General features: G+C 39.1%; 28 protein-coding genes. 20 read left to right on the top strand and 8 right to left on the bottom strand.

All coding sequences use genetic code 11. From position 1 onward, the window contains the following. Positions 1-35: 35 nt before the first annotated feature. On the top strand, positions 36-2540 hold the full coding sequence (locus ACZ5XX_RS01155) for an STT3 domain-containing protein (protein ID WP_464584778.1): 2505 nt from the start codon (positions 36-38) through the stop codon (positions 2538-2540). Here the strand turns inward: ACZ5XX_RS01155 and ACZ5XX_RS01150 are convergent. Further along, a complete protein-coding gene (locus tag ACZ5XX_RS01150; RefSeq protein WP_464584776.1) occupies positions 2537-2914 on the bottom strand; it encodes a CBS domain-containing protein in 378 nt (125 codons plus the stop codon). The genes ACZ5XX_RS01155 and ACZ5XX_RS01150 overlap by 4 nt on opposite strands. Positions 2915-2983: 69 nt before the next feature. Here ACZ5XX_RS01150 and ACZ5XX_RS01145 point away from each other — a divergent pair, with 69 nt between their 5' ends. The 15 genes from ACZ5XX_RS01145 to ACZ5XX_RS01075 all read left to right on the top strand — a co-directional run bounded on the left by ACZ5XX_RS01145 (position 2984) and on the right by ACZ5XX_RS01075 (position 11055). Then, the gene (locus ACZ5XX_RS01145; RefSeq protein ID WP_464586110.1) at positions 2984-4072 is read left to right on the top strand and encodes an OBG GTPase family GTP-binding protein; all 1089 of its coding nucleotides are present in this window, start codon (positions 2984-2986) and stop codon (positions 4070-4072) included. A gap of 13 nt (positions 4073-4085) precedes the next feature. Then, positions 4086-4865: a sulfide-dependent adenosine diphosphate thiazole synthase gene (locus ACZ5XX_RS01140; protein ID WP_464584774.1), complete on the top strand. Its 780-nt coding sequence runs from the start codon at positions 4086-4088 to the stop codon at positions 4863-4865. 8 nt (positions 4866-4873) lie between these two features. Beyond that, positions 4874-5434: an adenylate kinase family protein gene (locus tag ACZ5XX_RS01135; RefSeq protein WP_464584772.1), complete on the top strand. Its 561-nt coding sequence runs from the start codon at positions 4874-4876 to the stop codon at positions 5432-5434. A gap of 88 nt (positions 5435-5522) precedes the next feature. Further along, on the top strand, positions 5523-5954 hold the full coding sequence (locus ACZ5XX_RS01130) for a ribonuclease P protein component 4 (RefSeq protein WP_464584769.1): 432 nt from the start codon (positions 5523-5525) through the stop codon (positions 5952-5954). Beyond that, positions 5875-6132, top strand: coding sequence for a YhbY family RNA-binding protein (locus tag ACZ5XX_RS01125; RefSeq protein WP_464586107.1), 258 nt, complete (start codon positions 5875-5877; stop codon positions 6130-6132). Before ACZ5XX_RS01130 ends, ACZ5XX_RS01125 begins: the two co-directional genes overlap by 80 nt. 14 nt (positions 6133-6146) lie before the next feature. Continuing rightward, a complete protein-coding gene (locus tag ACZ5XX_RS01120) occupies positions 6147-6584 on the top strand; it encodes a 30S ribosomal protein S19e (protein ID WP_464584768.1) in 438 nt (145 codons plus the stop codon). Positions 6585-6598: 14 nt separating this feature from the next. After that, a complete protein-coding gene (locus ACZ5XX_RS01115; protein WP_464584766.1) occupies positions 6599-6934 on the top strand; it encodes a DNA-binding protein in 336 nt (111 codons plus the stop codon). A 16-nt stretch (positions 6935-6950) separates the two neighbouring features. Beyond that, the gene (locus ACZ5XX_RS01110) at positions 6951-7538 is read left to right on the top strand and encodes a DUF7411 family protein (protein ID WP_464584764.1); all 588 of its coding nucleotides are present in this window, start codon (positions 6951-6953) and stop codon (positions 7536-7538) included. A 14-nt stretch (positions 7539-7552) separates the two neighbouring features. Then, on the top strand, positions 7553-7708 hold the full coding sequence (locus ACZ5XX_RS01105) for a 50S ribosomal protein L39e (RefSeq protein ID WP_464584762.1): 156 nt from the start codon (positions 7553-7555) through the stop codon (positions 7706-7708). Positions 7709-7721: 13 nt separating this feature from the next. Further along, the gene (locus ACZ5XX_RS01100; protein ID WP_464584760.1) at positions 7722-7967 is read left to right on the top strand and encodes a 50S ribosomal protein L31e; all 246 of its coding nucleotides are present in this window, start codon (positions 7722-7724) and stop codon (positions 7965-7967) included. Positions 7968-7979: 12 nt separating this feature from the next. Then, complete coding sequence (locus ACZ5XX_RS01095) at positions 7980-8642, top strand: translation initiation factor IF-6 (protein WP_464584759.1); 663 nt, start codon at positions 7980-7982, stop codon at positions 8640-8642. 11 nt (positions 8643-8653) lie between these two features. Further along, a complete protein-coding gene (rpl18a, locus tag ACZ5XX_RS01090; protein ID WP_464584758.1) occupies positions 8654-8884 on the top strand; it encodes a 50S ribosomal protein L18Ae in 231 nt (76 codons plus the stop codon). Next, positions 8881-9333: a prefoldin subunit alpha gene (gene pfdA / locus ACZ5XX_RS01085; protein ID WP_464584756.1), complete on the top strand. Its 453-nt coding sequence runs from the start codon at positions 8881-8883 to the stop codon at positions 9331-9333. Before rpl18a ends, pfdA begins: the two co-directional genes overlap by 4 nt. After that, on the top strand, positions 9334-10359 hold the full coding sequence (gene ftsY / locus ACZ5XX_RS01080; protein WP_464584754.1) for a signal recognition particle-docking protein FtsY: 1026 nt from the start codon (positions 9334-9336) through the stop codon (positions 10357-10359). A gap of 21 nt (positions 10360-10380) precedes the next feature. Beyond that, positions 10381-11055, top strand: a complete 675-nt coding sequence (locus ACZ5XX_RS01075; protein WP_464584752.1) for a phosphoribosyltransferase — start codon at positions 10381-10383, stop codon at positions 11053-11055. On the opposite strand, the gene ACZ5XX_RS01070 is transcribed toward ACZ5XX_RS01075, so the two are convergent. From ACZ5XX_RS01070 to ACZ5XX_RS01055, 4 genes are all read right to left on the bottom strand, one after another. Beyond that, positions 11050-11532 carry a hypothetical protein gene (locus ACZ5XX_RS01070; protein WP_464584751.1) on the bottom strand — a complete coding sequence of 161 codons (483 nt, stop codon included), beginning with the start codon at positions 11530-11532 and terminating at the stop codon, positions 11050-11052. The two genes, ACZ5XX_RS01075 and ACZ5XX_RS01070, sit on opposite strands and share 6 nt — an antisense overlap. 390 nt (positions 11533-11922) lie before the next feature. Beyond that, on the bottom strand, positions 11923-12609 hold the full coding sequence (locus ACZ5XX_RS01065; RefSeq protein WP_464584748.1) for a hypothetical protein: 687 nt from the start codon (positions 12607-12609) through the stop codon (positions 11923-11925). 722 nt (positions 12610-13331) lie between these two features. Further along, positions 13332-13829, bottom strand: coding sequence for a CapA family protein (locus ACZ5XX_RS01060; RefSeq protein WP_464584746.1), 498 nt, complete (start codon positions 13827-13829; stop codon positions 13332-13334). A gap of 38 nt (positions 13830-13867) precedes the next feature. Further along, complete coding sequence (locus ACZ5XX_RS01055; protein ID WP_464584744.1) at positions 13868-14359, bottom strand: CapA family protein; 492 nt, start codon at positions 14357-14359, stop codon at positions 13868-13870. Between the two features lie 297 nt (positions 14360-14656). Here ACZ5XX_RS01055 and ACZ5XX_RS01050 point away from each other — a divergent pair, with 297 nt between their 5' ends. The 3 genes from ACZ5XX_RS01050 to ACZ5XX_RS01040 all read left to right on the top strand — a co-directional run bounded on the left by ACZ5XX_RS01050 (position 14657) and on the right by ACZ5XX_RS01040 (position 16919). After that, entirely contained in the window at positions 14657-15082 is a 426-nt protein-coding gene (locus tag ACZ5XX_RS01050; RefSeq protein ID WP_464584743.1) for a hypothetical protein, read from the top strand. Positions 15083-15598: 516 nt separating this feature from the next. Then, positions 15599-16153: a PsbP-related protein gene (locus ACZ5XX_RS01045; protein WP_464584741.1), complete on the top strand. Its 555-nt coding sequence runs from the start codon at positions 15599-15601 to the stop codon at positions 16151-16153. A 91-nt stretch (positions 16154-16244) separates the two neighbouring features. After that, positions 16245-16919, top strand: a complete 675-nt coding sequence (locus tag ACZ5XX_RS01040) for a M28 family metallopeptidase (RefSeq protein ID WP_464584740.1) — start codon at positions 16245-16247, stop codon at positions 16917-16919. Between the two features lie 234 nt (positions 16920-17153). Here the strand turns inward: ACZ5XX_RS01040 and ACZ5XX_RS01035 are convergent, their stop codons facing one another. The 3 genes from ACZ5XX_RS01035 to ACZ5XX_RS01025 all read right to left on the bottom strand — a co-directional run bounded on the left by ACZ5XX_RS01035 (position 17154) and on the right by ACZ5XX_RS01025 (position 21370). Continuing rightward, positions 17154-18638, bottom strand: a complete 1485-nt coding sequence (locus ACZ5XX_RS01035) for a pseudomurein-binding repeat-containing protein (RefSeq protein ID WP_464584738.1) — start codon at positions 18636-18638, stop codon at positions 17154-17156. A 649-nt stretch (positions 18639-19287) separates the two neighbouring features. Further along, complete coding sequence (locus ACZ5XX_RS01030) at positions 19288-20664, bottom strand: MFS transporter (protein ID WP_464584736.1); 1377 nt, start codon at positions 20662-20664, stop codon at positions 19288-19290. Between the two features lie 550 nt (positions 20665-21214). Next, positions 21215-21370 (bottom strand): hypothetical protein, encoded by a 156-nt coding sequence (locus tag ACZ5XX_RS01025; protein WP_464584734.1) that lies wholly within the window; start codon positions 21368-21370, stop codon positions 21215-21217. 1205 nt (positions 21371-22575) lie between these two features. Between ACZ5XX_RS01025 and ACZ5XX_RS01020 the strand changes: the two genes are divergently transcribed. After that, on the top strand, positions 22576-22782 hold the full coding sequence (locus ACZ5XX_RS01020) for a hypothetical protein (protein ID WP_464584733.1): 207 nt from the start codon (positions 22576-22578) through the stop codon (positions 22780-22782). Positions 22783-23552 lie beyond the last annotated feature (770 nt).

Here is a 23552-nt window from a genome sequence, read left to right as displayed (position 1 = left end):
TCATATCCAGCGAGAAAATATTGTGAAGATCCACCATGAAACTAGAGAAAATCAAACCCCTGGTAATCATCGCAGTTTTATTCATATTAGCATTCGCTATCAGGGCAGAGGCCTATAATATAGGTGGGGTCCCAAAGGATTCTAAACAATTCTATAAAGATCAGAGTGGTCTTCCTTATTTCAGTGAAATGGACTCCTACTACAATTATAGGTTGACAATGAACTACCTACATAAAGGCATCCTAGGCGATACAAAAGTTAACGGGGAAGACTGGGATCTCCATTCATATTATCCCCCAGGGAGGTCAGTAGATTATCCACCACTTATAGCATATGTTACAAGTTTTGCCTATCATCTTGCTAACATGTTTGGTGATTATCCCCTTACTGTCGTCGCTTATTGGATAGGGGCAATCATAGGTTCGTTATGTGTAATACCAGCTTATCTTTTAACGAGGAAGATGAGTAATGATTATGGTGGGATAGTCGCGGCGATCATAATAGGACTTACACCAGTATATGTATCACATACTTATGCCGGCTTCTTTGACACTGACATGTTCAACATGATCTTACCGTTATTATTTATATGGTTCTTCGTGGAGAGTATAAGCGCTGATACATTTAAGAGGAGATTGGCATTCCTATCAGCAGCTATCATATCGATCTTGCTCTTTTCAATGGCATGGGTTGGCTACATATTCTATGTTGTACTTGTAGGAGTTTTCATAATAGTCTATTTCCTTTTAAAACATCTTATGGGCGTGGAGAGAGAATCTTATAAGAGCAGGCTTGAATGGCTAGTTAATCAAAGGGAACTTTCAATGTTCCTACTCCTCATAATCATAGGAGTTTCCCTCTTCGGGATCTTGAAAGGATTCCCAGCACTCATAGATTCAATTTCTGGACTGTTTTCGGCTGTGCAGTTGCAAGCCACCGCTCAGAGCACGGCCTATCCTAATGTTTATGTTTCAGTTTCTGAATTACAAGTACCGGCTTTCATGACGGGTAATCCATTCTTACCCAACCAAACATCAGTACTTGGGGGAGTTGGCGGATTATTACCATTTTTCTGCGGATTGCTCGGTGTTGGGGTGCTTATATGGAGGATAAGATCATTAGAAGCGCCCAGAGTGGAAGTGAAAAATGGGGGTAAACGCGCCGGTAAAAAGAGCAAATTCATCAAATATCAGCGAATCCCCAATATTGAGAAAAAGAAAGGAGAATATCTATCCTACCTATCACTAATATGTGTATGGCTCCTATTAACCGGCTATGCGGTTACAAAGGGTTTCAGGTTCGTTTCATTATTCGCCATGCCACTAGGTATATCAGCCGGGATATTCACAGGATACTTTGTAGAATACCTCCGCGATAATCTTAAAAGCACAACATCTATTGCCATCGTAGCGTTCATAGCAGGAATACTCCTAATTTACCCATTCCAAGTTTCTGTGATAACCAAAATATTGGTGGGGATAATAGCAATTGTCATAATATTGTCAATAAGGAATGAGAAATTCAGGGCCACTTCCATGATGATACTTGTCACATTGGCTATAGTCTCTGCACCTGTAAGCGGGGCTCATGCGCTAACTTCATCTGTTGTCCCAGGGACAGACGATGGAATGTGGAATTCCTTAACATGGATAAAGAATAATACCAGTAAGGATACGGTAGTAATGTCCTGGTGGGACTTCGGACACCTTTTTGCCGTGGCCGCCGACAGGCCTGTGACATTTGATGGGGGTTCGCAGAATACTCCAAGAGCATATTGGATAGGTAAGGCCCTTTTAACTGATAATGAGTCATTGTCACTTGGCATACTTACAATGTTATCAACAAGTGGAGACATGGCATATAATACACTTGATAATTACACCCATAACAGTTCATTGTCCGTTAAGATACTTACAGAGACCTTGGGACTTCCCAGGGATGATGCTAAGAAGATTATGATAGACAAGTATAAGTTAACAGCAGCTCAAGCCGATAATGTGTTAAAGTATTCGCATCCTGATAAGAAGAAGCCCTTTGTCCTCATATTAAGTTCTGACATGTTGGGGAAAGCTGCATGGTGGAGCTACTTTGGAAGTTGGAATTTTGATAAGAAGGAAGGTGAACATTATGCTTATTATACTTCCTTGGCGGCTTCGAAACCTGAAGTATCTGGTAATGTAACGAAGATAATGACCGTGAATGATCCTTCTGGGATGGTGGGTGTCTTAATAGAGAAGAAGGCTAATGATACTAATGCAACCATAGTAGTGATGGGGGCTAATGGCACTTCCGAGAAGATAAAACCCCACAAGTTAATATTAGTTGAAGGCAATCAGCTAGTTAAGAACGAGATAGTAGATAAGAATAGTCCTTTTGGTTTGTTTGTGCTGGGGAGTGAGGGTTCATATATGACTTTTATAATGGATAAGAAACTTGAGGATTCTATGTTCACAAAACTTTTCCTCTTAGGCGGTTTTAACCAGACATCCTTCAAGTTACTCCATCAGGAACCTGGAGTTCTCGTGTGGACGAGAGCTTAATATCTTTTCGCCATTTTAGCCCGTAGGATGTCAGTGGCGCTTACCATCCCAATAATCTCATCATCCTCTTCTACTAGTAGCCTCCACACCACATTAGTAACCATCTTAGTCGCAGCTTCCCTGATACTCGCCTCTGGGGATATTGTGACAAGATCCCTCTCCATAACCTCCCATACTTTCACTTCACTTAGGTCATCGCCTTCGGCTATGGCCTCAAGAACATCCCATGTTGTCACTATCCCAACCTTCACGTTATCCCTTGTCACGACAGCGCTCCCATGTCCTTTTTCAACAAAATTCCTCAAAACATCCTCAAGGTTACTGTTAATATCAAGTGTTTCCACATCTTTAACCATAACATCCTTCACCTTCATAAAAACACCTAATATCATCATTATAGATGGACTTTATATAAAAAATTTTGTAGTATTCTAGTGATGACTATGGACATCGAAGAAAAAATAAAAGAAATTGAAGAAGAGATCAGAAGAACACCATACAATAAGGCCACGGCACATCATATAGGTAAACTGAAGGCTAAATTGTCCAAGTTGAGAGAGAAGGCCATCTCAAGGACAACAAGGAAGGGTAAGGGTTTTCATGTTAGAAAATCTGGCGATGCTACCATAGTCCTTGTGGGTTTTCCTTCAGTGGGTAAATCCACTCTACTTAACCTTATAACGAACGCCCAAGCAAAGGTTGGAGAATACCAATTCACCACATTGGATGTTATACCAGCCATCATGGAATATAAAAGTGCTAGGATCCAGGTATTGGATATACCAGGGATAATACCAGGGGCTTCCAAGGGTAGAGGGAAGGGAAGGGAAGTATTATCAGTTGCAAGGAATGCAGATCTCATAGTAATGATAATAGACGTCCTAGACCCCGAACAGAGGAATATTATACTAGAAGAGTTGAGGAATGTTGGTATAAGACCGGATGAAAAACCCCCAGAAATTAAAATGAAAAGGAAAAAAAGGGGTGGCATCCAAGTTTCAACTACAATACAGACAACCCACCTTAACGAGAAGATAATAAGATCCATACTCAACGAATATGGAATACACAATGCTGAGGTGATCTTAAGGGATGATGCGACAATGGAACAGTTCATAGACGTTATAGAGGGTAACAGGGTATACATACCCACCTTGACGGTCTTCAATAAAATGGACCTTGTAGACGAGGAATACATTAGGGAACTCCAAGGTGAAGTGCCTGGATCTATGTTTATATCAGCCAAGGAGAAGATTAATATCAAGGAAGTTAAAGAGAAGATATTTGAAAAACTCAACCTTATAAGGGTTTACTTGAAACCTCAACATGGTGAACCAGACTATGAAGAACCGCTCATAATCAGGAAAAGATCAACAGTGAAAGATGTATGTGGAAAACTCCACAGAGACTTCATAAAGAAATTCCGTTATGCAAGAGTATGGGGGGAATCAGTGAAATTCCAAGGACAAAAGGTTGGAATGGATCATATCCTAGAGGATGGAGATCTGATAACCATAATAATCAGAAGATGATAGGGTGTTAAAATTGAAACTAGATGACATAAAGATCTCAAAGGCGATAATAGAAGAATACATGGATGAATTAATAGACTATCTTGATGTTGACGTGGCTATTGGTGGTGGAGGACCATCAGGGCTCACAGCCGGCTACTACTTATCCAAGGCCGGGTTTAAAGTAAGTCTATTTGAAAGGAAGCTCTCAATTGGGGGTGGAATGTGGGGTGGGGGCATGATGTTCAATAAGATAGTAGTCCAAGAGGCTGGGAGGGAAATCCTCCAAGGAGAATTTGGCGTGAACTGCCAAGAACATGAAAAAGGCTACTATGTCGCCGATTCCATAGAAGCCACCTCCACTTTATGTTCAAAGGCCTGTAAAGCCGGTCTTAAAATCTTTAACTTGATAAGTATTGAGGATGTTATGATAAGAGATGAAAAGATAAACGGACTAGTACTAAATTGGACTGCAGTGGAAATGGCAGGTTTACACGTTGACCCCCTAACTATAAAGTCAAAGACTGTTATAGATGCAACAGGCCATGATTGTGAAATAGTAAAGGTTGTGCAGAGAAAGATTGGTCCAAGGCTCATGACAGAGACCGGCAAGATCATGGGTGAGAAGCCAATGTGGGCTGATAAGGGCGAGACGAGCCTCCTCGAGAATACCCGTGAGGTTTATCCCAACCTTTACGTGGCTGGCATGGCGAGTAATGCCGTTCATGGCGCGCATAGAATGGGACCAATATTTGGGGGGATGCTACTTTCAGGAAAAAAGGTGGCAGATCTCATCATGGAAAAACTGGGATAAAAAGGACGATGAAACCCATTATATGTATTACAGGGACGCCCGGGGTGGGTAAGACAAGCATATCCCACAAGCTTAGGGAAGTTTTAGATGGGAATTTGGTCGAAGTTAACAAGTTAGCCGAGGAGAAGGAACTTTTCATAGGAGAGGATCCGGTTAGGGGTTATAAGATTGTGGATATACCCTCTCTTTGCAAGGAGATCGCGAAAGTCGTGGAAAGAGACTCTCTTAATATTGTGGAGGGTCATTTATCACATTATTGTAGGATCTGCGACCTTGTAATCGTTTTAAGATTACATCCAAGGATTTTATTGCAAAGGTTAGAGGAGAGAGGATATGATCATAAGAAGATAAAAGAAAATGTTGAGGCCGAGGCTCTTGGAGTATGCGCCTATGAAGCCTACCAGTTACATGATGATAGAGTCCATGAAATAGATTGCACTGGCCTATCCCATGATGAGTTGTTGGATGAGATTATCACAGTCCTAAAAGGTGAGAAACCTTGCACATTTGGTAGTGTAGATTTCATGGAATGGTTCCTTGAAGGAGGGGGAAAGTTTTTAAATGATTAAATATAAGATCTTATATAATAATGCTTCTTGTAAAATATTTCCTTTGCAAGGAGATAAATTAGAGGATTGTCTATTCTAGTTTAATATTATGAGAGGATCTAGTTTGCCGGGGAGAAGGCCACGATGGATACTAAGGATAGCAGAGGAGAGAATGGACATCCTTTTCCAATTGGCAGATAAAGAATTTTCTAAACATCCTGAAAGATCCCATCGGTATGTTGAACTTGCAAGGAGGATCTCGAAAAAATATAATCTGAGAATCCCGCGGAAATGGAAAAGAAGGTTTTGTAAAAGCTGTTACAAGTTCCTGAAGCCAGGTTACAATTGTAGGATAAGATTGTCAAGGGGTAAAATACACTACCAGTGTCTAGAATGTGGGAGGATTATGAGATTCCCATACATTCGGGAAAAAAAGCTTAAGAGGAGAAATAAAATTGAATATCACACCTCCAAAAAAAGAGCTGATGAGAAGGTCCCTATCAACAACAACATTACAGATAGGGAAAGCCGGAGTCAATGAAAGGGTTATAAAAGAGATTAAAAGACAATTAAAGGATAAGGAATTGATAAGGATAAAGTTCGCAAGGAGCATATCCACTGAGAAGGAAAGTTATATTAACGAGATCATCAGAAAAACCAATGCCAAGCTCATAGATTTAAGAGGAAACGTTGCCATAATATTCAAGAAAAAAGGATAGGGAGGAAACTTAATATGACCACAGTTTATGACGTGCCAGCGGATTTGCTCATAGATCAAGTTGCAAAGGAATTACGCAAAGAAAAGAAGGTTAAACCACCGGAATGGGCCCCATTCGTCAAAACAGGCCCCCATAAAGAAAGACGCCCAGACAATCCGGACTGGTGGTATGTGAGGGCCGCAGCACTCCTCAGAAGAGTGTACATTGATGGTCCAATAGGTGTGAACAGATTAAGAACAAGATACGGTGGTAAAAAAGACCGGGGCTCAAGGCCTGAAAAATTCAAGAGGGGCAGTGGCGCCATTATAAGAAGGGCTCTTCAACAATTGGAAGAAGCAGGCTTCATAGAGAAAGTTGAAGGTGGGAGGATAATAACTTCTAATGGAAGGGCATTCCTTGACAAAATCGCCCATAAGGTCAAGGAAAATCTTAAAGAACTCGAAAAATACTAAACTGGAGGGTTAGAGTGACAGACCTAGAAGAAATACGTCGAAGAAAAATGTTGGAAATGCAACAGAGGGCGCAGCAGCAAGCTGCAGAAGCCGAGAAGGAAGAACAGTTACGGCGACAGTTCGAAATACAGAAGAGACAGTTGCTCATGAAAATACTAACCCCCAAGGCTAGGAGCAGACTTGCAAACCTCAGGCTCACAAGACCAGAATTTGTTGAGCAAATCGAATTACAATTAATACAATTAACCCAAGCAGGTCAAATACGTTCAAAGATCACGGACAAACAACTAAAAGAGCTTCTAAGGAGAGTTACCAGCAAAAAGAGGGATATAAGGATCGTTCGCAGATGATCCTCTTTTCGTGTTTATGAAGGCTTGTGTACTTTACAGTGGCGGGAAGGACAGCTCATTAATGGCCACAATACTAAAAAGATTAAACCTAGAAGTAGAGCTTGTAACCGCAAATTTCGGAGTTTACAAGTCATGGGTTCCCGCCGCAGAATCGGCAAAGGCCCTTAGATTCCCACACAAAGTCATGAAATTAGACCAGGAAATATTGTATGAGGCTGTGGAAAAGATAATAGATGATGGCTTCCCAAACAATGGTATAGATTTTGTCCACCGACAAGTATTAGAAGCTGCCGCAAATGAATATGATATAATAGCTGATGGTACAAGAAGGGATGATAGAACCCCCAAACTTACAAGGGATGAGATAAGAAGCTTTGAGGACAGAAATTCCGTTGAATATATTAATCTAACAGGTTTAGGTTATAAAACAATAAATAGGCTTGCATCCCAATTATTCATACTAAAAAGGGAAAAATCAGATATCCATAATAATTCCGATTATGAAATAGAGATGAGATACCTTATAGATAAAATAGAAGGGAAGGGCAAATCTTTAAGATTCTTCCCAGAACATTACCAGACAAGGGTAATAGGCTGGAAATAGGAGGGAATAAGCAGATGAGCAGAAACAAACACGTCGCAAAGAAAATAAGACTAGCAAAGGCTAAAAAGCAGAATAGGAGAGTCCCAGTATGGGTTCTCCTAAAAACAAACCATAGAGTACGCACCCACCCTAAGATGAGGCATTGGAGAAGAACCAAACTAAAAGTTTAAAGTGGTGGATAAAATGGAGAGAACATACACCATACCATTGGGAAGAGTTAAAAATGTTCCAAGGACGAAAAGAGCGCCCAGGGCAATAAAATTCATCCGCGAATTCCTAAAAAGGCATATGAAATCAGAGGATATAATATTAGACTCATCAATCAACGAAAAAGTATGGGAAAGGGGCATACAAAAAATCCCCCCAAAGATCAAAATAAAAGCCATAAAAGAAGAAGACGGAACAGTTAAAGCAGAACTAGTAGAATAAAGGTTTCAGAATATGATAAAGAGAACAAACCTCGATGGAAACCCTAATATAGGAGTTTATATTTCAGTCACGGAAACCCAAGCACTTATACCATTCCATACATCCACAAGGATAGAAAAAATAATAGAAGAAGTACTAGAAGTGGAAGTTTTCAGGGCCACCATAGCAGGCAGCAGCCTAAATGGGATACTATCCATTGGAAACTCTAACGGTATCATAGTCTCCCCCTATATCCTCAAGAGGGAGATAGAATCTTTGGAAAAAGCAGGCTTCGAAGTCTTCGTATTACCTGAAAAGTTCACCGCAGTAGGCAACTTAATATTAGCAAATGATCATGGTGCCATTGCAAGTCCACTCCTCTCTGATGAATCAATGAAACTGATAGAAAAGGCATTAGAAGTTAACGTCGAACAGGGGACCATCGCAGGTTTCAACATTGTAGGATCTGTTGCAACAGCCACAAACAAGGGCGTCCTATTACATCCAAATACTGCAAGGAGAGAATTAGAATTTGTCGAGGAAACCTTGAAAGTGCCTGGTGATGTTGGAACACTCAACCATGGTATGACCATGATAGGCGCATGTTCCATAGCCAACTCAAACGGGGCTATAGTAAGTGAAAACACCACAGGCCCTGAACTAGCCAGGATAGAAGAGGCACTAGGCTTTCTCTAGGGGGTTATGATATGAAGACAAAAATATTCCGAGTCAAAGGAAATTTTATGATGGGTGAAAAATTACAACCATTCACCAAGGAATTAAAGGCGATTAAAAAAGAAGAAATTCACGAGAAGATATACTCTGAATTTGGCAGCAAACATGGTATAAGTCGTAACAAGGTCTACATAGAGAGTATAGAGGAGATCTCCCCTGATGAAGTGGAGGATCCTATATTAAAGAATATATTGGAGGCATGATTTTAATGGAAGAACAGCAACCATCGGATGACCAGCAACGCCTAGAGGAGATCATAAACCAATTAAACTTTTACCAACAACAAGCAGAGTTGATCCAAAACCAGATAGAAGCCATGAGAAATTCATTAACAGAATTAGAGGTCTTGGAAGATACTTTAGAGGCCATGAAGGGTAAGGAGGGTGCTGAGACACTAGTACCAGTAGGTGCAGGTTCATTCATAAAAGCCCAACTTAAAGACACAGACGAGGTCATAATGAGCATAGGAGCCGGCGTAGCCATGAAAAAAACCCTAAATGACGCTAAAGAGACCATAGACGAACAAAAAAAGGAATTAGAGGATGCCATAGGCAAATTGTCCGAAAACCTTAAAAAGATAACAGAGATAGTACTCAAATTATCCCCACAAGCAGAAGAATTATACCAAAAAATTAGAGGAAGTGAAGGGTAATTGTTTGAGGCCCTGAAGAAAAAAATCAACAAAACAATCACCAAGATCACAGAAAAAATCTCAAATAAAGAAAAAACAGAAAAAGAAACCATCAAAGAAAAAACCATAGAAGAACCTATAAAAGAATCTGAAACAGTACAAGAAAAGGATGAAAAGTCCAGCATCTTCTCTTTTATACAAGAGAAGACAATCTCTGAAAAAGACATCGAAGACGTGCTCTGGGAACTTGAAATGTCACTACTTGAAAGTGACGTGGCAATAGATGTAGCCGAAAAAATAACAAAGGAACTCAAGGATCAACTAGTAGGCAAAAAGGTCAAGAGGAGCACCGACATCACAGAATACACCCAAGAAGCCCTAAAAAATAGTATAAAAAACATACTAACCGTCAATGGTAAAGACATTAACAAGATCTTCCAAGAAAAAGGAGATGAACCACTCATAATAATGTTTGTTGGCATAAACGGCACAGGCAAAACAACAACCATAGCAAAAATGGCGAAACACTTCCTAGATAAGGGATTGACTCCAGTGATCGCGGCCTCAGACACTTTCAGGGCAGGGGCCATAGAACAATTAAACCACCACGCAGAAAAACTTGGAGTGAAGATAATAAAACATGAAAAAGGCGCTGACCCGGCCGCAGTAGCATTCGACGCAGTAGAACACGCCAAGGCAAAGAGAAAAGATGTTGTTTTAATCGACACTGCAGGTCGGATGCAAACAAATGTCAACCTTATGGATGAAATGGCGAAAATAAAAAGGGTTGTGAAGCCCGACCTAATCATCTTCGTGGGAGACTCGCTCACAGGTAATGACGCCGTTGAGCAGGCCATAAAATTTAATGAAAGTGTTGGAATCGACGCCATAATACTGACAAAGGCAGATGCGGATGCAAAAGGTGGCGCGGCCCTATCAATAGGCTACGTTATAAACAAGCCCATAATATTTCTTGGAACAGGTCAAGACTATGACGACCTTATAGAATTCAAACCAGAATGGATGATCCGCCAACTCTTCACATAATAGTCTTTATGGTGGCATCAGTTGACAAAAATAATAGAAAATAAAGAGCTTAGGGATAAATTTTTTGTTTTCAAGGACCGGGAAGAAGCCGGGGAAATCCTCGCCAAGATGCTGAGAGATTATAAAGATTCTGACGCTATTGTACTTGGCATCCCAGCAGGTGGCATACCAATAGCATCTATTATAGGGAAAAAACTCAATTTAACCTTGGATGTTCTAGTTGTAAGTAAAATAACATTACCTTGGAACAGGGAAGCAGGATATGGGGCTGTGGCATTCGACGGAACCATAAAATTAAACCAAGAATTGATAGATTCGCTTGGACTAAGTGGAGAAGAAGTGGAAGCCGGTATCAGAGAAACCCTAAAGAAGGTTAAAAAGAGGGTTCACATTTTCAGGAAGGGCAAACCACCCCTAAAACTTAAAAAAAGGACAATAATAGTTGTTGATGATGGTCTAGCATCAGGATATACTATGCTCACTGCCTTGGAGGCTCTTAAAAAGGCGGGAGCCGCGAAGATAATTGTTGCAGTACCCACAGCCAACTTAAACGCTATCAAAAGAATAGAAGATAAAGTAGACTTAGTATATTCCCCTAACATAAGACAAACATATCCCTATGCGGTTGCAGACGCTTACAAACACTGGTCAGACGTGTCAGAAAAAGAAGTTAGAAGGATACTCCAAAATTCATAAGAACCTTTCAAGTGAAGAGGCGATAGCGGTTGCACTGTTAAAAAAGACGGAAGATAAAATACCAACAATTTTACCATCCTGTATAATCGGTGATCCACTATCACCAGGCAGTGGCAACCGCCTATGGGCAAATGCGAGATAATGATATGTTCTCCCCACAGATAAGATAGTACAATAATTTTTCTCCCCCTCTCTCATGGAATAGGCCGGTCCAAGCTTGGGAGAACCTATCTCCACAACATTAACAAGGGAGGAAGGTAATCTAAAATCTGCGATGGCAAGATCTAACTCATATAATATCCTAGTTATTATACCTTTAAATTTCCCAATATAAACAGGATCACCTAGACGACAACTACCAACTTTCAGAAGATGCTGGACAGTTATAAACTTAAAATGTTCATCCGCGGGGATAACCGCGCCCACCACAGCCTCTTTCTTATTACATCGAATCCTTGAACCAGGGCCAATACACATTTCAAAATATATTTTGGATTCTCATCCTATTTATATAGATTAAGTCCAAAAGAACATTACATCGACGATGCCAAAGCCATAGGGTTTAGAAAAAGTAAACCCTGAGGAGTTTGACATTCTCTGTAAGATAATGAATTGGAAAATATTGAGTTATAAAGACATGGGATCCTATGTGGGAAGCTATTACACTCTATAATAGATCTATGGATATACGAAGGCTTCGTGAAGAATTTGCCATCCTTATCCATTCACTACTGGTTCACACCCCCCCACTCTGTACAGCCAGTAGCAGAGAAACTTGCAACCGAGTACATGAAAATATCACCTCTAAAAATGGGAGGGCCTATGCAAACAAAAGGGGAAAGATAAACTCCCGTGTGTGTGGGGGACTTAATAGTCTAAGTAGCCTTGATTGTAAAGTTTTTGGAGATCTGAGGCATGCATCATCTCATAGACCGCATATGGATTGTTGATGTAAGGTTCTATGAGGCCTCTTGCTATGTAGTAGTATGCGCCGAATCTGCCGTATTGCTTCCATACTAGTTGGACGTATAAGGGGAAGCCACATCCAGGGTTGATGAATACGTTGCCTTGGCGGACTGTACCATGGAAGTATAATGGTATTGGACCTTCTTGGCCATTTTCCTTGGCCAGATTTTGGACATAGGCTATTGCCTCGTCTAATGTGTCGAATTCGATCCCATCCACCCGGTAGTGGTATTTATCGTCAGGTATCCCGAAGATGAATGTTTGTATGACCTCGTTCCAATCTATGTCCGTCCTAAGACCCTTTGGGTCGATGAATGCGAAGTTTATTATGGTGATGTCACCTTCTTTGTAATGGGAGTAGGAAGCGTCTCCGGCATAGTGTACTACAACTACGCATTTGGATCCTCTTTTTTTGGCGTAGTTGGCAGCGACTTTTGATTGTGGATGTCCAGATGCCATGTCAGGATTTGCAAGTTTAACTATCCCGAGGCGGCCAACAGGTTCGAACGGGCCTGTGATAGTTCCAATGTAAAGGTAGACTCCGAATATGGCTATTAATCCTATGATGATATAAGTAGCTTTTGTCATTTACGATCCCGGAAAAAGATTTTTCACTATAGAAGCTTGGCTTATCCTAACCTATAAAATTTTAACGGGTGAAATCCCCTAATTTGACTGGTGGGGGTTTCTTTGTTTCATGGGGGGGCTTGTCCCTTGATCATTTTATCTTATAGGCTCTTTCTGGACCTCTCCTTAACCTTACAGTAGGATGTTTTCATGTAAACTATTTAAAGTTTTCCTTACCTTCCCCTTTATGGTGCATTTGGCAGTGAATCAGGGAGTCCTATTATCTTTTTGAAATTTGTTTATCCTTTTTTTAACAGATCATGATGCTATGGTGTGCCAGAAGGAAATATTTAAGGCAAGTAAAGATGTGGGGGGAGTTCACACGTTCTTCCATATTATAAAATAATATTGTACCACGGACTAATATGCCGATCGCCTGATCCAGATGCTTTTCAATGTGGGGGACTTGAACAAGCTTCTAGGTACCTTCTAAAGAAAATTTTAAAACTTTCAAGGGCATCTGAGCCTTGCGAACGTGAAAAATTCTAAAGTAATAGGATGAGGGGTATGAATGACAGTCAGTCCAATTTTTCTTTGATGAAACCTTTTTCCTATCTACATAATGCATGAACGATATTACACATAAGGTCTGGGATACTAATAGGCTTGCCAGGTATGATATGGCGGTTTTTCGATTTTCGTGTTTGGATGTAGGACTAACCACATACGTGATCCCCCCCAGGTTAGGTTTTGATTATCCCCACGCCATTTCGATTTTGAATTTCCACGTTTGAATATGATTCGAGTTCATCTAGGAATGCATTGGCATCACCCACATCCATTAGGTGGGGATAATAGCCTATGAGGTTTATGGGATAAATATGGACGATGGAACTGTTACCCTTAATTGTTACAACTATTATCATGGATTTTTTCGTCTCAGGGTTTCGCATGTCAAACACGCAATTTCCGAGACTATAAAATATTAAGTGGCCTTTATATTTTTCTATGCTCCCTGGAACATGGGGGTGATGTCCGACTACCATGAATGCGCCTTCATCAATACATTTATGTGAGATGTTACTTTGTAGTTCATTGGGAATGTAACGGTATTCATTTCCATAATGGAACTCACAGATAATATAATCAGCCCCTGCATTCTTAGCATCTTCTATGGCAGATTTTATATGATCCCATGATATTGAAGCGAAACCAGGCCTGTTTTTGGTTGCCGGTGGCATATAGTACTCATCCGCAAACTCTGATGCTTGTATGATAGCTATTTTTTTCCTTTTATGCCTATTATGAGAGGTTTATAGGCTTCTGTTATATTAGGGCCGGCGCCAACATACATTATATCATTTGCTTCCAAGTTTTTTATGGTGTCATTGAGGCCTTCTTCCCCGTAGTCCATGATATGGTTGTTCGCGAGACATGCAACATCGACTCCAGCGTCTTTGAGTGATTTTGTAAATTGGGGATCTGCTTTAAACGTTATCAGTTTATCCCTTGGATTTGCTGAATCTGTGATGGGTGATTCTAAGTTTATCACAGTTAGATCCGTCCCATTAGTGAGGTTAATCACATTTTTGAATGGTTGCGGCTCCTCATATAATACTGGGTTAACATTTCTCCCTAACATGACATCCCCAGTAAAAGTGATATTAATAGTTTCTTCGGGTTCGGACACCTTATCTTTCCGACTTGTAAAATTAAAAGCTAAGAGGCCTAATATTAGAATTACAACGACTCCTAGGATGATAATTTTCATTTTTTTCTCATGATCTTATGCTTTCCATGATCTCCAATATAAACCTATTCAAGTTAAATACTTTTTTTGTTTATGCGGATAGCTTCTATCGTCTCATGTCGGTTTTCTACCAGGATCTTATTGGATTTTGTGCTCCATGCTTCTTTAATTAGAGAATGGGTATTGCAAAGTTTAACTTTTCTTTTTATTGCAGGCATTTCAAGAAAAAGACTTCTTTTTTTTGGTGGATAATGAGAAAAATATATAAAGTATTATACAACTAGTATTTTGTAATATTGTATGTGGAGGTGTTAATAATTGACATTTAGGAATCAATTTAATGAAGAAGAATGGTTAATTTTACAAGCGGCACCAATCTGGGTTTTTGAAGTTGTGGCTATAGCTGATGGTAGAATTGATGATGAGGAGTTAGAAGAGGTATTGAATCAGTCAAAAAATGTTATAGAATATTCTACTGGATTTACCTATGAAGTTTTTAAAGACCATATCACCACCATTATGAATAACAACCTCGAATTTAGAAATTTATTAAAAAGGAATCCCCTTGAAGGTCTGAAAATAGTTGCTGACCTTTTAGGGAGATTGAAACATTCAGAAGCTCAAAATTTCAAGAAAATGCTTTTAAAAATGGCGGTAAAAGTTGCAGATTCTTCCGCGGGAGTTAATAAAAACGAAGAAAAAGCCATTGCAATAATAATGGGGATACTTGACGGCATATTATAACGTACCAAAAAAATTTTTTATCCCTAAGCGTTGAAAAATAATCCCTAAAATAGAAAAAACAAAAAAAGAGGGTTTATATAAGCTTGTGCAAAAGAAAACAAATCCGAGAGTCCTTTTTAGGGTTGGAAGTTTAACTTCCTCAGCGAAACAACCCCTCATACCATCGATCAAAAGAATAAATAGCAAAATATTGAATTAGAAAACGGGAAGAAACGCTAAAGTTATCTCAAGAACCCAAAAGCGAACTATACGCCACTAATTTAACATTAAAAGTAGTGAAATATTTATTTCATCTGATGAAAAATTCTAGTTTGCAAAAATCGTGAATAAAACTTTTTTTATATGAAAATAAAATAATATTCAGAAAAAGGACTTGGTTTAGAAATATGAAATGACCCATACATTGAAAGTAATATACAAGGAGTTTTACATATGAGTCCAGAGAAACCCAAAATTGGAAAAATTAAAAAGATTTTTATCACCGCAGTTACTATTCCGATTTTAATAATTGCCTTTTTGACATTTTATCCAGGTTTATCCCATATTTATCCTACTGGGATTCATTTTAACAATTCCAATAATACTACCCAAACGATCCCTTACAAGACCTACGCCAATCATGGTATCACATTTAAGTATCCTGCAGATTGGAAGCCTATAAGAGATCTTCATAGTCCCAGTAGGTGGGGGTACCCCCCAGATCCCATCGTAGCATTCTACGATCTAAGCGGAAATCACACCGAGGCCGATATTAGCACTTACTTCTACGTTAAACAGTTAAACTTTAAATCCCTAGATGAACAGCTCAGCAGATATAGACATGATATTGCAAATATTGGACAGACCGAAGTCTCAGAGCGAAACATTACTGTTAATGGGATGAGAGCCGTGGAAGTCATTAAAACATGGTATGCTGATGGAATACAATACCAAGCCTTGACAGTGCATATTGAAGCCGTTCCCGGCTCCAAGTATTACAGAATAGGATGTGTCACACCACTCAGCAGATATAACGAAACATTACCAAAATTCCAACTAGTGGTAAACACGTTCAAATTGCTCAAAAGCTAAAAAATTTAAATGAAAGTGAAAAGCATGAAAAAATTTGTAATTATAATGATAATTTTTATAGTGGGGGCCGGTCTAGGTTTAATGGTTTATTTTGGCAACGGCACAGGCACCAAGGGTGGTTAAAAAGGATATCACCCCTATTGAAGCTGCCAGGCAATTTAATGCTACAAATGCACTTGATTTTGCCGGGGATGTTTGTAACATAGGCCCTAGGTGTAACGGCAACCCCGGTGAATTAAAAGCAGCATACCTTATGGCAACCGAACTAGAAAAGTACGGATTAAACGTACCAAGAAAAAAGTGGATCTATGAGAAGACCTATAATGTTATTGGAAAAATTGAAGGAACCACTAACCCAGATCGTTATATTACACTCGCATCACACATTGACTCCCCTCATCCCACTGTGGTTGGAGTCACAGATGATGCAACCGCCATGGGAATACAAGTCGAAATAGCAAGAATACTAGCCAACACAAACAAAACCATCTTGATCATCGGATTTGGAGTGGAAGAACTCTGGTTCAAAGGTTCCGAGGATTTCGTTAAAAAGCACCCAGAAATAGTCCGAAACTGTGACGCCATGATAGATCTAAACTGTGTCGGCGCAGGAGAATATGTAACTCCCATCTCATCAACTAGTTTACCAGAGCCAGTTAAAGCAGACCCAAAATTACTAAAATTAATAGAAGAAAGCGCCAATGAACTAAAAACCCCACTAATGATCGACACAAAAACATATTCCAGCGATACCTACCACTTCTAAAAAAAATAACGTTCCAGTCATCCTAATAGAAAGCAGACCTTTTAAGGTAGCCCCATGGAATGCAGAAAATACCCAAGATAAACTAGAATATGATGATATACATAACATAAGGCAAGTAATAATCATGACCATCCTAAAACTAAGCAATCAAGGACCATAATCATAAAGAGAAAAAATATGGGGGTTAAAATCCCCCTAATGTCAATGGATTTGAAGCCCCTTTAACCATCCCCATTATGTGTATGTTGCTATGATTTTGCTTACACTGGCACAAGTGTGATAGTATGGTTGGCCTCCGTATTTTCTGGTGACTAGGGACGGGTCAAAGTTTATCCAATTTCCATTTATTAATACCTGCACCCATCGGTGGTTGCTTGCTTCTACTGATGCTCCTTGAACTATTCTGACGGTGTAACCGTTGTCGTATAGTACTTTGGCTGCCCATGCGGATAGACCCCAGCAGTCCCCGAGTCCGGTTCTCTCAACACCCTCTGCGGTAGTAGCTGCTCCATACTGGTGGTTCAAGTTTTTATTAATATATGCTGCTAGAATTTGCAAACCTTCAATCCCTTGCAATCCATTTAATTGACCCTTTCCAAAATTGGTAGTTCCGCTTCCTCCGTTTCCTCCATTGCTGGGTACTGTTACGTAGTTTGGCAGTCTTCCTTTGGTTTTGTGGAAGTTCATGATTTTGGAGAAGGTGTAGATCAGTGTTTCGTATTTTATTTGGCCGATTGGGCTGTTGGCATTGTCCGGTGCTTTGCCTGTTGCGTCTATCATGTTTTTAATGGTTTGTGCAACGTTGATGTATTCTGTTTTTGTTAATGTGCCGCCTTTTGTTGCTCCTGTGGGTTTTAATGGTTCTCCCACGTTTTTAAGCGGGATTGGTGCTTTTGATCCCTGGTTTGTTTGGATCAAGTCTGTAGTTAAAAGGTTTAAGAATTGCGGCATAGTAACCTGAGTATTCTTAATGGTCACATAATTAGGCAATCTTTTGTTGGTTTCATAGAAGTTTTTTACTCTACTTGCTGCGTCATTCACTTCAACTAACGTATAACTTATTTGTGTTTGGTTTCGTATTTGGTTTTGTGTTTGTGTTTGGCTTTGTGTTTGGTTTCGTATTTGGTTTTGTGTTTGGCTTTGTCTCTGTAATTGTGCTTGGGCGAGGTAACCATTGCTGGGTACTGTTACGTAGTTTGGCAGTCTTCCTTTGGTTTTGTGGAAGTTCATGATTTTGGAGAAGGTGTAGATCAGTGTTTCGTATTTTATTTGGCCGATTGGGCTGTTGGCATTGTCCGGTGCTTTGCCTGTTGCGTCTATCATGTTTTTAATGGTTTGTGCAACGTTGATGTATTCTGTTTTTGTTAATGTGCCGCCTTTTGTTGCTCCTGTGGGTTTTAATGGTTCTCCCACGTTTTTAAGCGGGATTGGTGCTTTTGATCCCTGGTTTGTTTGGATCAAGTCTGTAGTTAAAAGGTTTAAGAATTGCGGCATAGTAACCTGAGTATTCTTAATGGTCACATAATTAGGCAATCTTTTGTTGGTTTCATAGAAGTTTTTTACTCTACTTGCTGCGTCATTCACTTCGTTTGGCGTGTAGGTTATCTGGGAATTTACTTGCGACGTTACCTGCTGATTTAAAGTGGTTGAATTGTTACCGTTTGCAGCGGAAACGTTGCTGATGTTTAAAACCAATGCTAGACTTAATAGTAATACCATTGGAAATATCCATTTTCGCTTAATTTTACCGCCTCCATATCCTAATTGTATTAGGACAGTTTTTTATGCATGACTACAGAATCACATAGCATAGTATATAAATCTTTTGGTTTTTTCACCGATAAAAAACGAGGAGAAAGCCTTTTTTAGGATTTGAAGGCTTATGAGAGACCCACTAATTAACGTATAATGGATAAGCTTTCTCCATTCTTATTTATAATTTTAAAAGTCAGTTGGAACTTTATTTCCCTAAAAAGCTTGTCATAGATAATTTAGTATAGACTGGTCATTCTTTACCTACATTAAAACAATATCACCCAAGGTTCATTACAAATATCACGCACCAAAAGGAAGTTATATCCTCAACTAATAACATGAAAGCTTAGTAATAAAAGAATTAAAGATTTACATTACACATTTGGCCTATAATATCTTTTCCCCAAATATCTTAAAATTGGATGATTCTCCCCCTCAGAAAAAACAGATAACGGGAATGTTCAATCGTGAAAAAAAGGACATCTCCAAGCTTGTAAACATGTCCATTTCATGAATGTTGGATGTTCCACCTTATTTTTTGTGAACCCGATTTTTTCAAGGATCAAAAAAATGGATAAGTCCAGAAAATTTGATAAAATCCCCCCTATGGAATTTAATTTTTTGTTAAAAGGGATGTTATGGCAGCCACCCCCGTTAACATGGCCCCTGTAAGATACGCATACTTAAGACCTGAGAGGAATACTATAGCATTTTTTCCTTCTAAAAAGGAAACTTGAAGGACTTGGTCTGGTACACTTGCATATAATACAGCACCTCCTGTAGCTATCCCCAAGACCATTCCAACGTTTCGCATTGTTGCAAGAACCCCTGATGCTATGCCCAAGTAAGGTTTGGGTGCGCTGCTCATCACAGCATTATTGTTAGGTGACTGGAATATGCCTGTACCTACACCAAAAAGAGCCATTCTCCAAATGATGTCTGATGATGTTGCCTGAATGGATAGTTGAGCCATGAAAAAGAGTGCCACTGCGCATATACTTGCACCAAGAAATGATAGGATTCTTGTACCTATCTTATCGGATAAGTAGCCGCTGAATGGTGCCACCATCATCACTGCGAATGGGAATGAGGTCATGATCAAACCTATCTTTTCTGGGGTGTAATAGAGTAGTCTCTGCAAGTAGAACGGTGTGAGGAATACCATAACATATTGGGACATGAAATTTAATAATGCGCTTAGATTCGCGAAACTAAAGGTCATGTTATTAAAAAGTTTTAAGTTCAACATTGGCTGCGGGACGCGATTTTCAATGAAAATGAAAAGAATAGTACTTATAATCCCAACTAGGAGCACTGGAACAGTATTATGATTCAATCCAACGCTCTGTGACCTGTTAACAAAGTATAAGAATGAAAATAGGCTTATGAATGCTGTTACCGCGCCTGCAATATCTATTCTCCCCGCTTGGCCCTTGGATTCTTGGATGAATTTTTGGGTGAGGATGATGCCAATTAAACCGATAGGCACATTTATAAGGAATGCTGAGCGCCAACCCCACAGAAATGTTACGAAACCCCCAAGGGATGGCCCTATAGCTAGTCCAGCTGATATACTTATAGCATTGATGCCGAATGCCCTCCCACGTTCTGTAAATGGAAATGAGCTTGTGATTATGGCATAAGGTACCGCCATCATCATACCCGCAGCAACTCCTTGAAAACCCCTGAAAAAGACAAGGTAGTCTATAGTGGGTGAAAGTGCACATAAAAGGGATGCTATTGTGAAACCGCTAAGGCCCCAAAGGTAGATTTTTTTGTAGCTGATCAAGTCCCCAAGCCGACCATAAAAGAGGAGTAAGCTGCTAATGGTTAGAAGGTATATCATGGGAACCCATTGCACCATTGAAATGCTTGTATTAAATGAACGGGCTATAACAGGAAGTATAGTGTTGACTATACTTGCATCAATGGGTCCCATTATGCTTCCTATCATTATGGTTGCAAGGACCAAATAACGTGACCTGTACAATATAATCCCCTTAAAAGAAACTATCTGTTATCAAGATTGTGTTGGCGAATATGGTTGTGAACCCCCATGGGCTGTGGCCATTAAACCACTCTTGGAATTTACCACCTTACAATATTAACCCCTTGACATCAAGTTTTATGGGCTTATAGGCGCTTTTTACTAATGGCTATTTTACCTTCCCCAACCCCACTATGATTTACCATCTATCCTGTAATTATACTGTAAAAATTCTTTTCAGCAGCATATATAAATATTACTTAGGAAATTAGTGGAATTTCTATAAGTCTAAGGCACGTATCATCTCATAGAAATTGTTAATGTATGGTTCTTCAGTATTTCCAATGGTATGTATAATATGGGGTTGCAGCCAAGTTTGTGAATATGTCGCTTTCTCGGATCGTCCCATGGAAAAATAATGGTATTGTACTTTCCTGACCATTCTCTTTAGCTGGATTTTGGATTGGTATGTAAGCGCCTCATTGAGAAGTAAATGTTGCAAGACAATAACCCCAAGGAGGCCACTAATCCCATGGATGATATAAAATGATAACTATTTCTTTTTTTCTATGCTCTCCTTTAGTTCTCTAACTCTTCGAAGTTCATCCAACCTTTTTTCTATAATTTTTATTTTATCATGGAATTCCTTTTCACTTTCTGGGCTTTTAACGAACCATGATGCTAGTGAAGCTGTCAGGAAACCCCACAAATGTTATCCCAACAAGTATTAAGATGTTATTACCATATAATGTTACAGGGTTTATTACAACTTCCCCTGACATGGTTGTTGTTAGGGTGGACCACAATGAACCAGTAAGACTCTTAAGATGAAGGTCCACACCATTCTCTGTAATATAAAAGAATAGAGTTCTGCAGAGAATCGCGAAAAAGTAATATACCTATTGCTTGGTCAACATGGGGTTTTCAGGAGAAAATTGAACAAGCTCCTAAGATATTCTAAAAAGTGCAAAAACCTTCAAAAGACGGAAGATCCTCACAAACCTGAAAGCCCTGAAGGAGGTTATAGGGTAAAAATGCCCATTATATCCGGCCAATTTTCCCTGATAAAGTTCATTATTTTTTTCTCTCTTCTGAGATTATATAAGAACTCGGTGAACAATAGTATACGGAGTATGAGATCGAAATTATTAACAAAATCTGCAAGGTTAGAACCTACCAGATAAAATGAAATATAGCTACCATATCAATTAATATAAGGATAACGAAGATCAATTCCTTATATCTCATAGACTTGTTTTTAGATGGCAAAAAATGAACATCCTCAACATTCTTTGGTTAAACTACATGTTACAACAACCCCCACACCTTATAATATGCGCACCCCCAAGGGTGCTTTAACATTATTCTAATGGAATGTCTATAATATGACTATATTATGCTCGCCACCAGAGGATATGCTCGGTCCAAATTGTGAGATCTAACAATAGATAATAAAACTATCATTTTTAATTTTTGCTGTTGCTAAATACCCCCTTCGAAAGTGAGAATGCAGCAAAAGAAAGAAGTACGAGACCATGCCTCATGCCATGATTGTAGAGGCCCCCATAAACTCCCCTAGAGAAAAATGGGATATAAAAAAAATCCTATCCATCAAAGCGGAACAATTCTATATAATTAATCCTAAGGTGGAAGAAGAATAACTATAATTTCCATATTCACCCCCCTCAAACTGGAGATTGAACAAACAACTTGGATTCTACAACCACCTACTTAAAAAGATAATAGTCAATCATGATAATTAAATGGAAATACGGCCGCATAGCGGACTTATAGGTTTAATAATCTCATATAAATAAAATCTTAAACACAAAGCTTACTTCGTTATAGTTATGTTTAACGAAATAATAATTATAAAGCAGAGAAAACATAACATATCAAAAAAGGTGAAAAAAATTGCCAGCAAAACCAGAAATATGGAGAGTATTACTAACAATATTTGTAACTCTTGGATGGCTTTTGTTTTTAGCATTATGGCTATTCTTCTATGCCACGAACTTTAACTTAACCCAAAATATTGGAGTTTTCATCGCATCTATAGTCGTCTTCGTAGCAATAATCGTCCTTTTATGGGTCCCATGGAGCATGAAACACGCAAGATAAACCTTCAGTCACATCCACACCTACCAAAAGGAAAAATTCACATGTATTTGCACTATTAACCGACTTCATGGATTCGTTCATGCCAAATAAAAAAGCCTTGCAATTGTCCCAAACAATATTGCATTCTAACATTCCTTAATGGACACGCTCAAGTATTTCAGCACACCAAGGAATATTAGAAACACGCACAAGACTATAGGCCAAATAAAGGGGGTAAGATGAAGGATCTTAGCGATCCAAAAGAACCCTTTTAAAAAGATAAAGAAACATTTGAAGAGGAATCACCAAAAGACCTATTATTATCAACAGAAAATAGGAGAGATGGTAGTCACTAAAAAAAGAACTTATCTACTCTCTTTCATGAAGGGAAAATAAAATCAAATTTAAAATTTGCTCATTAAAATACGCATTATTTTCCGTGTGAAGGATCTTGAAAATTTAAAATGATTTCAAAAATAAATGTAGTTTATAAATTTAGAAGTAGGCTCTTTAAGGCATGAATTACTTCCTATATTTGGTGAGTGGGGGCTTCTCATAAGAGGCTTAACCCCATTCATTACTCCAAAGGAGGCTCATATTCCCGCGCCATTTTTAGTGGATTTCCAGCGCCTCTAGCTCGCCATGATTTCATATTTACTTGCCATAGCACTATGATAGGTTGCATTACACCGGAAACTTCATTGGGTTCAGGTTTCTTTTATCACTTTAATAGGGCCTGATCCGCACATTCAGTTTTTGTCATCTTCTTATAAACTCCCTCCATAAATTGT

The sequence above is a fragment of the Methanothermobacter crinale genome, from assembly GCF_055397825.1.
Note: the sequence above shows the minus strand (reverse complement) of the source record. Positions and strands in the feature narration are given on the sequence as shown.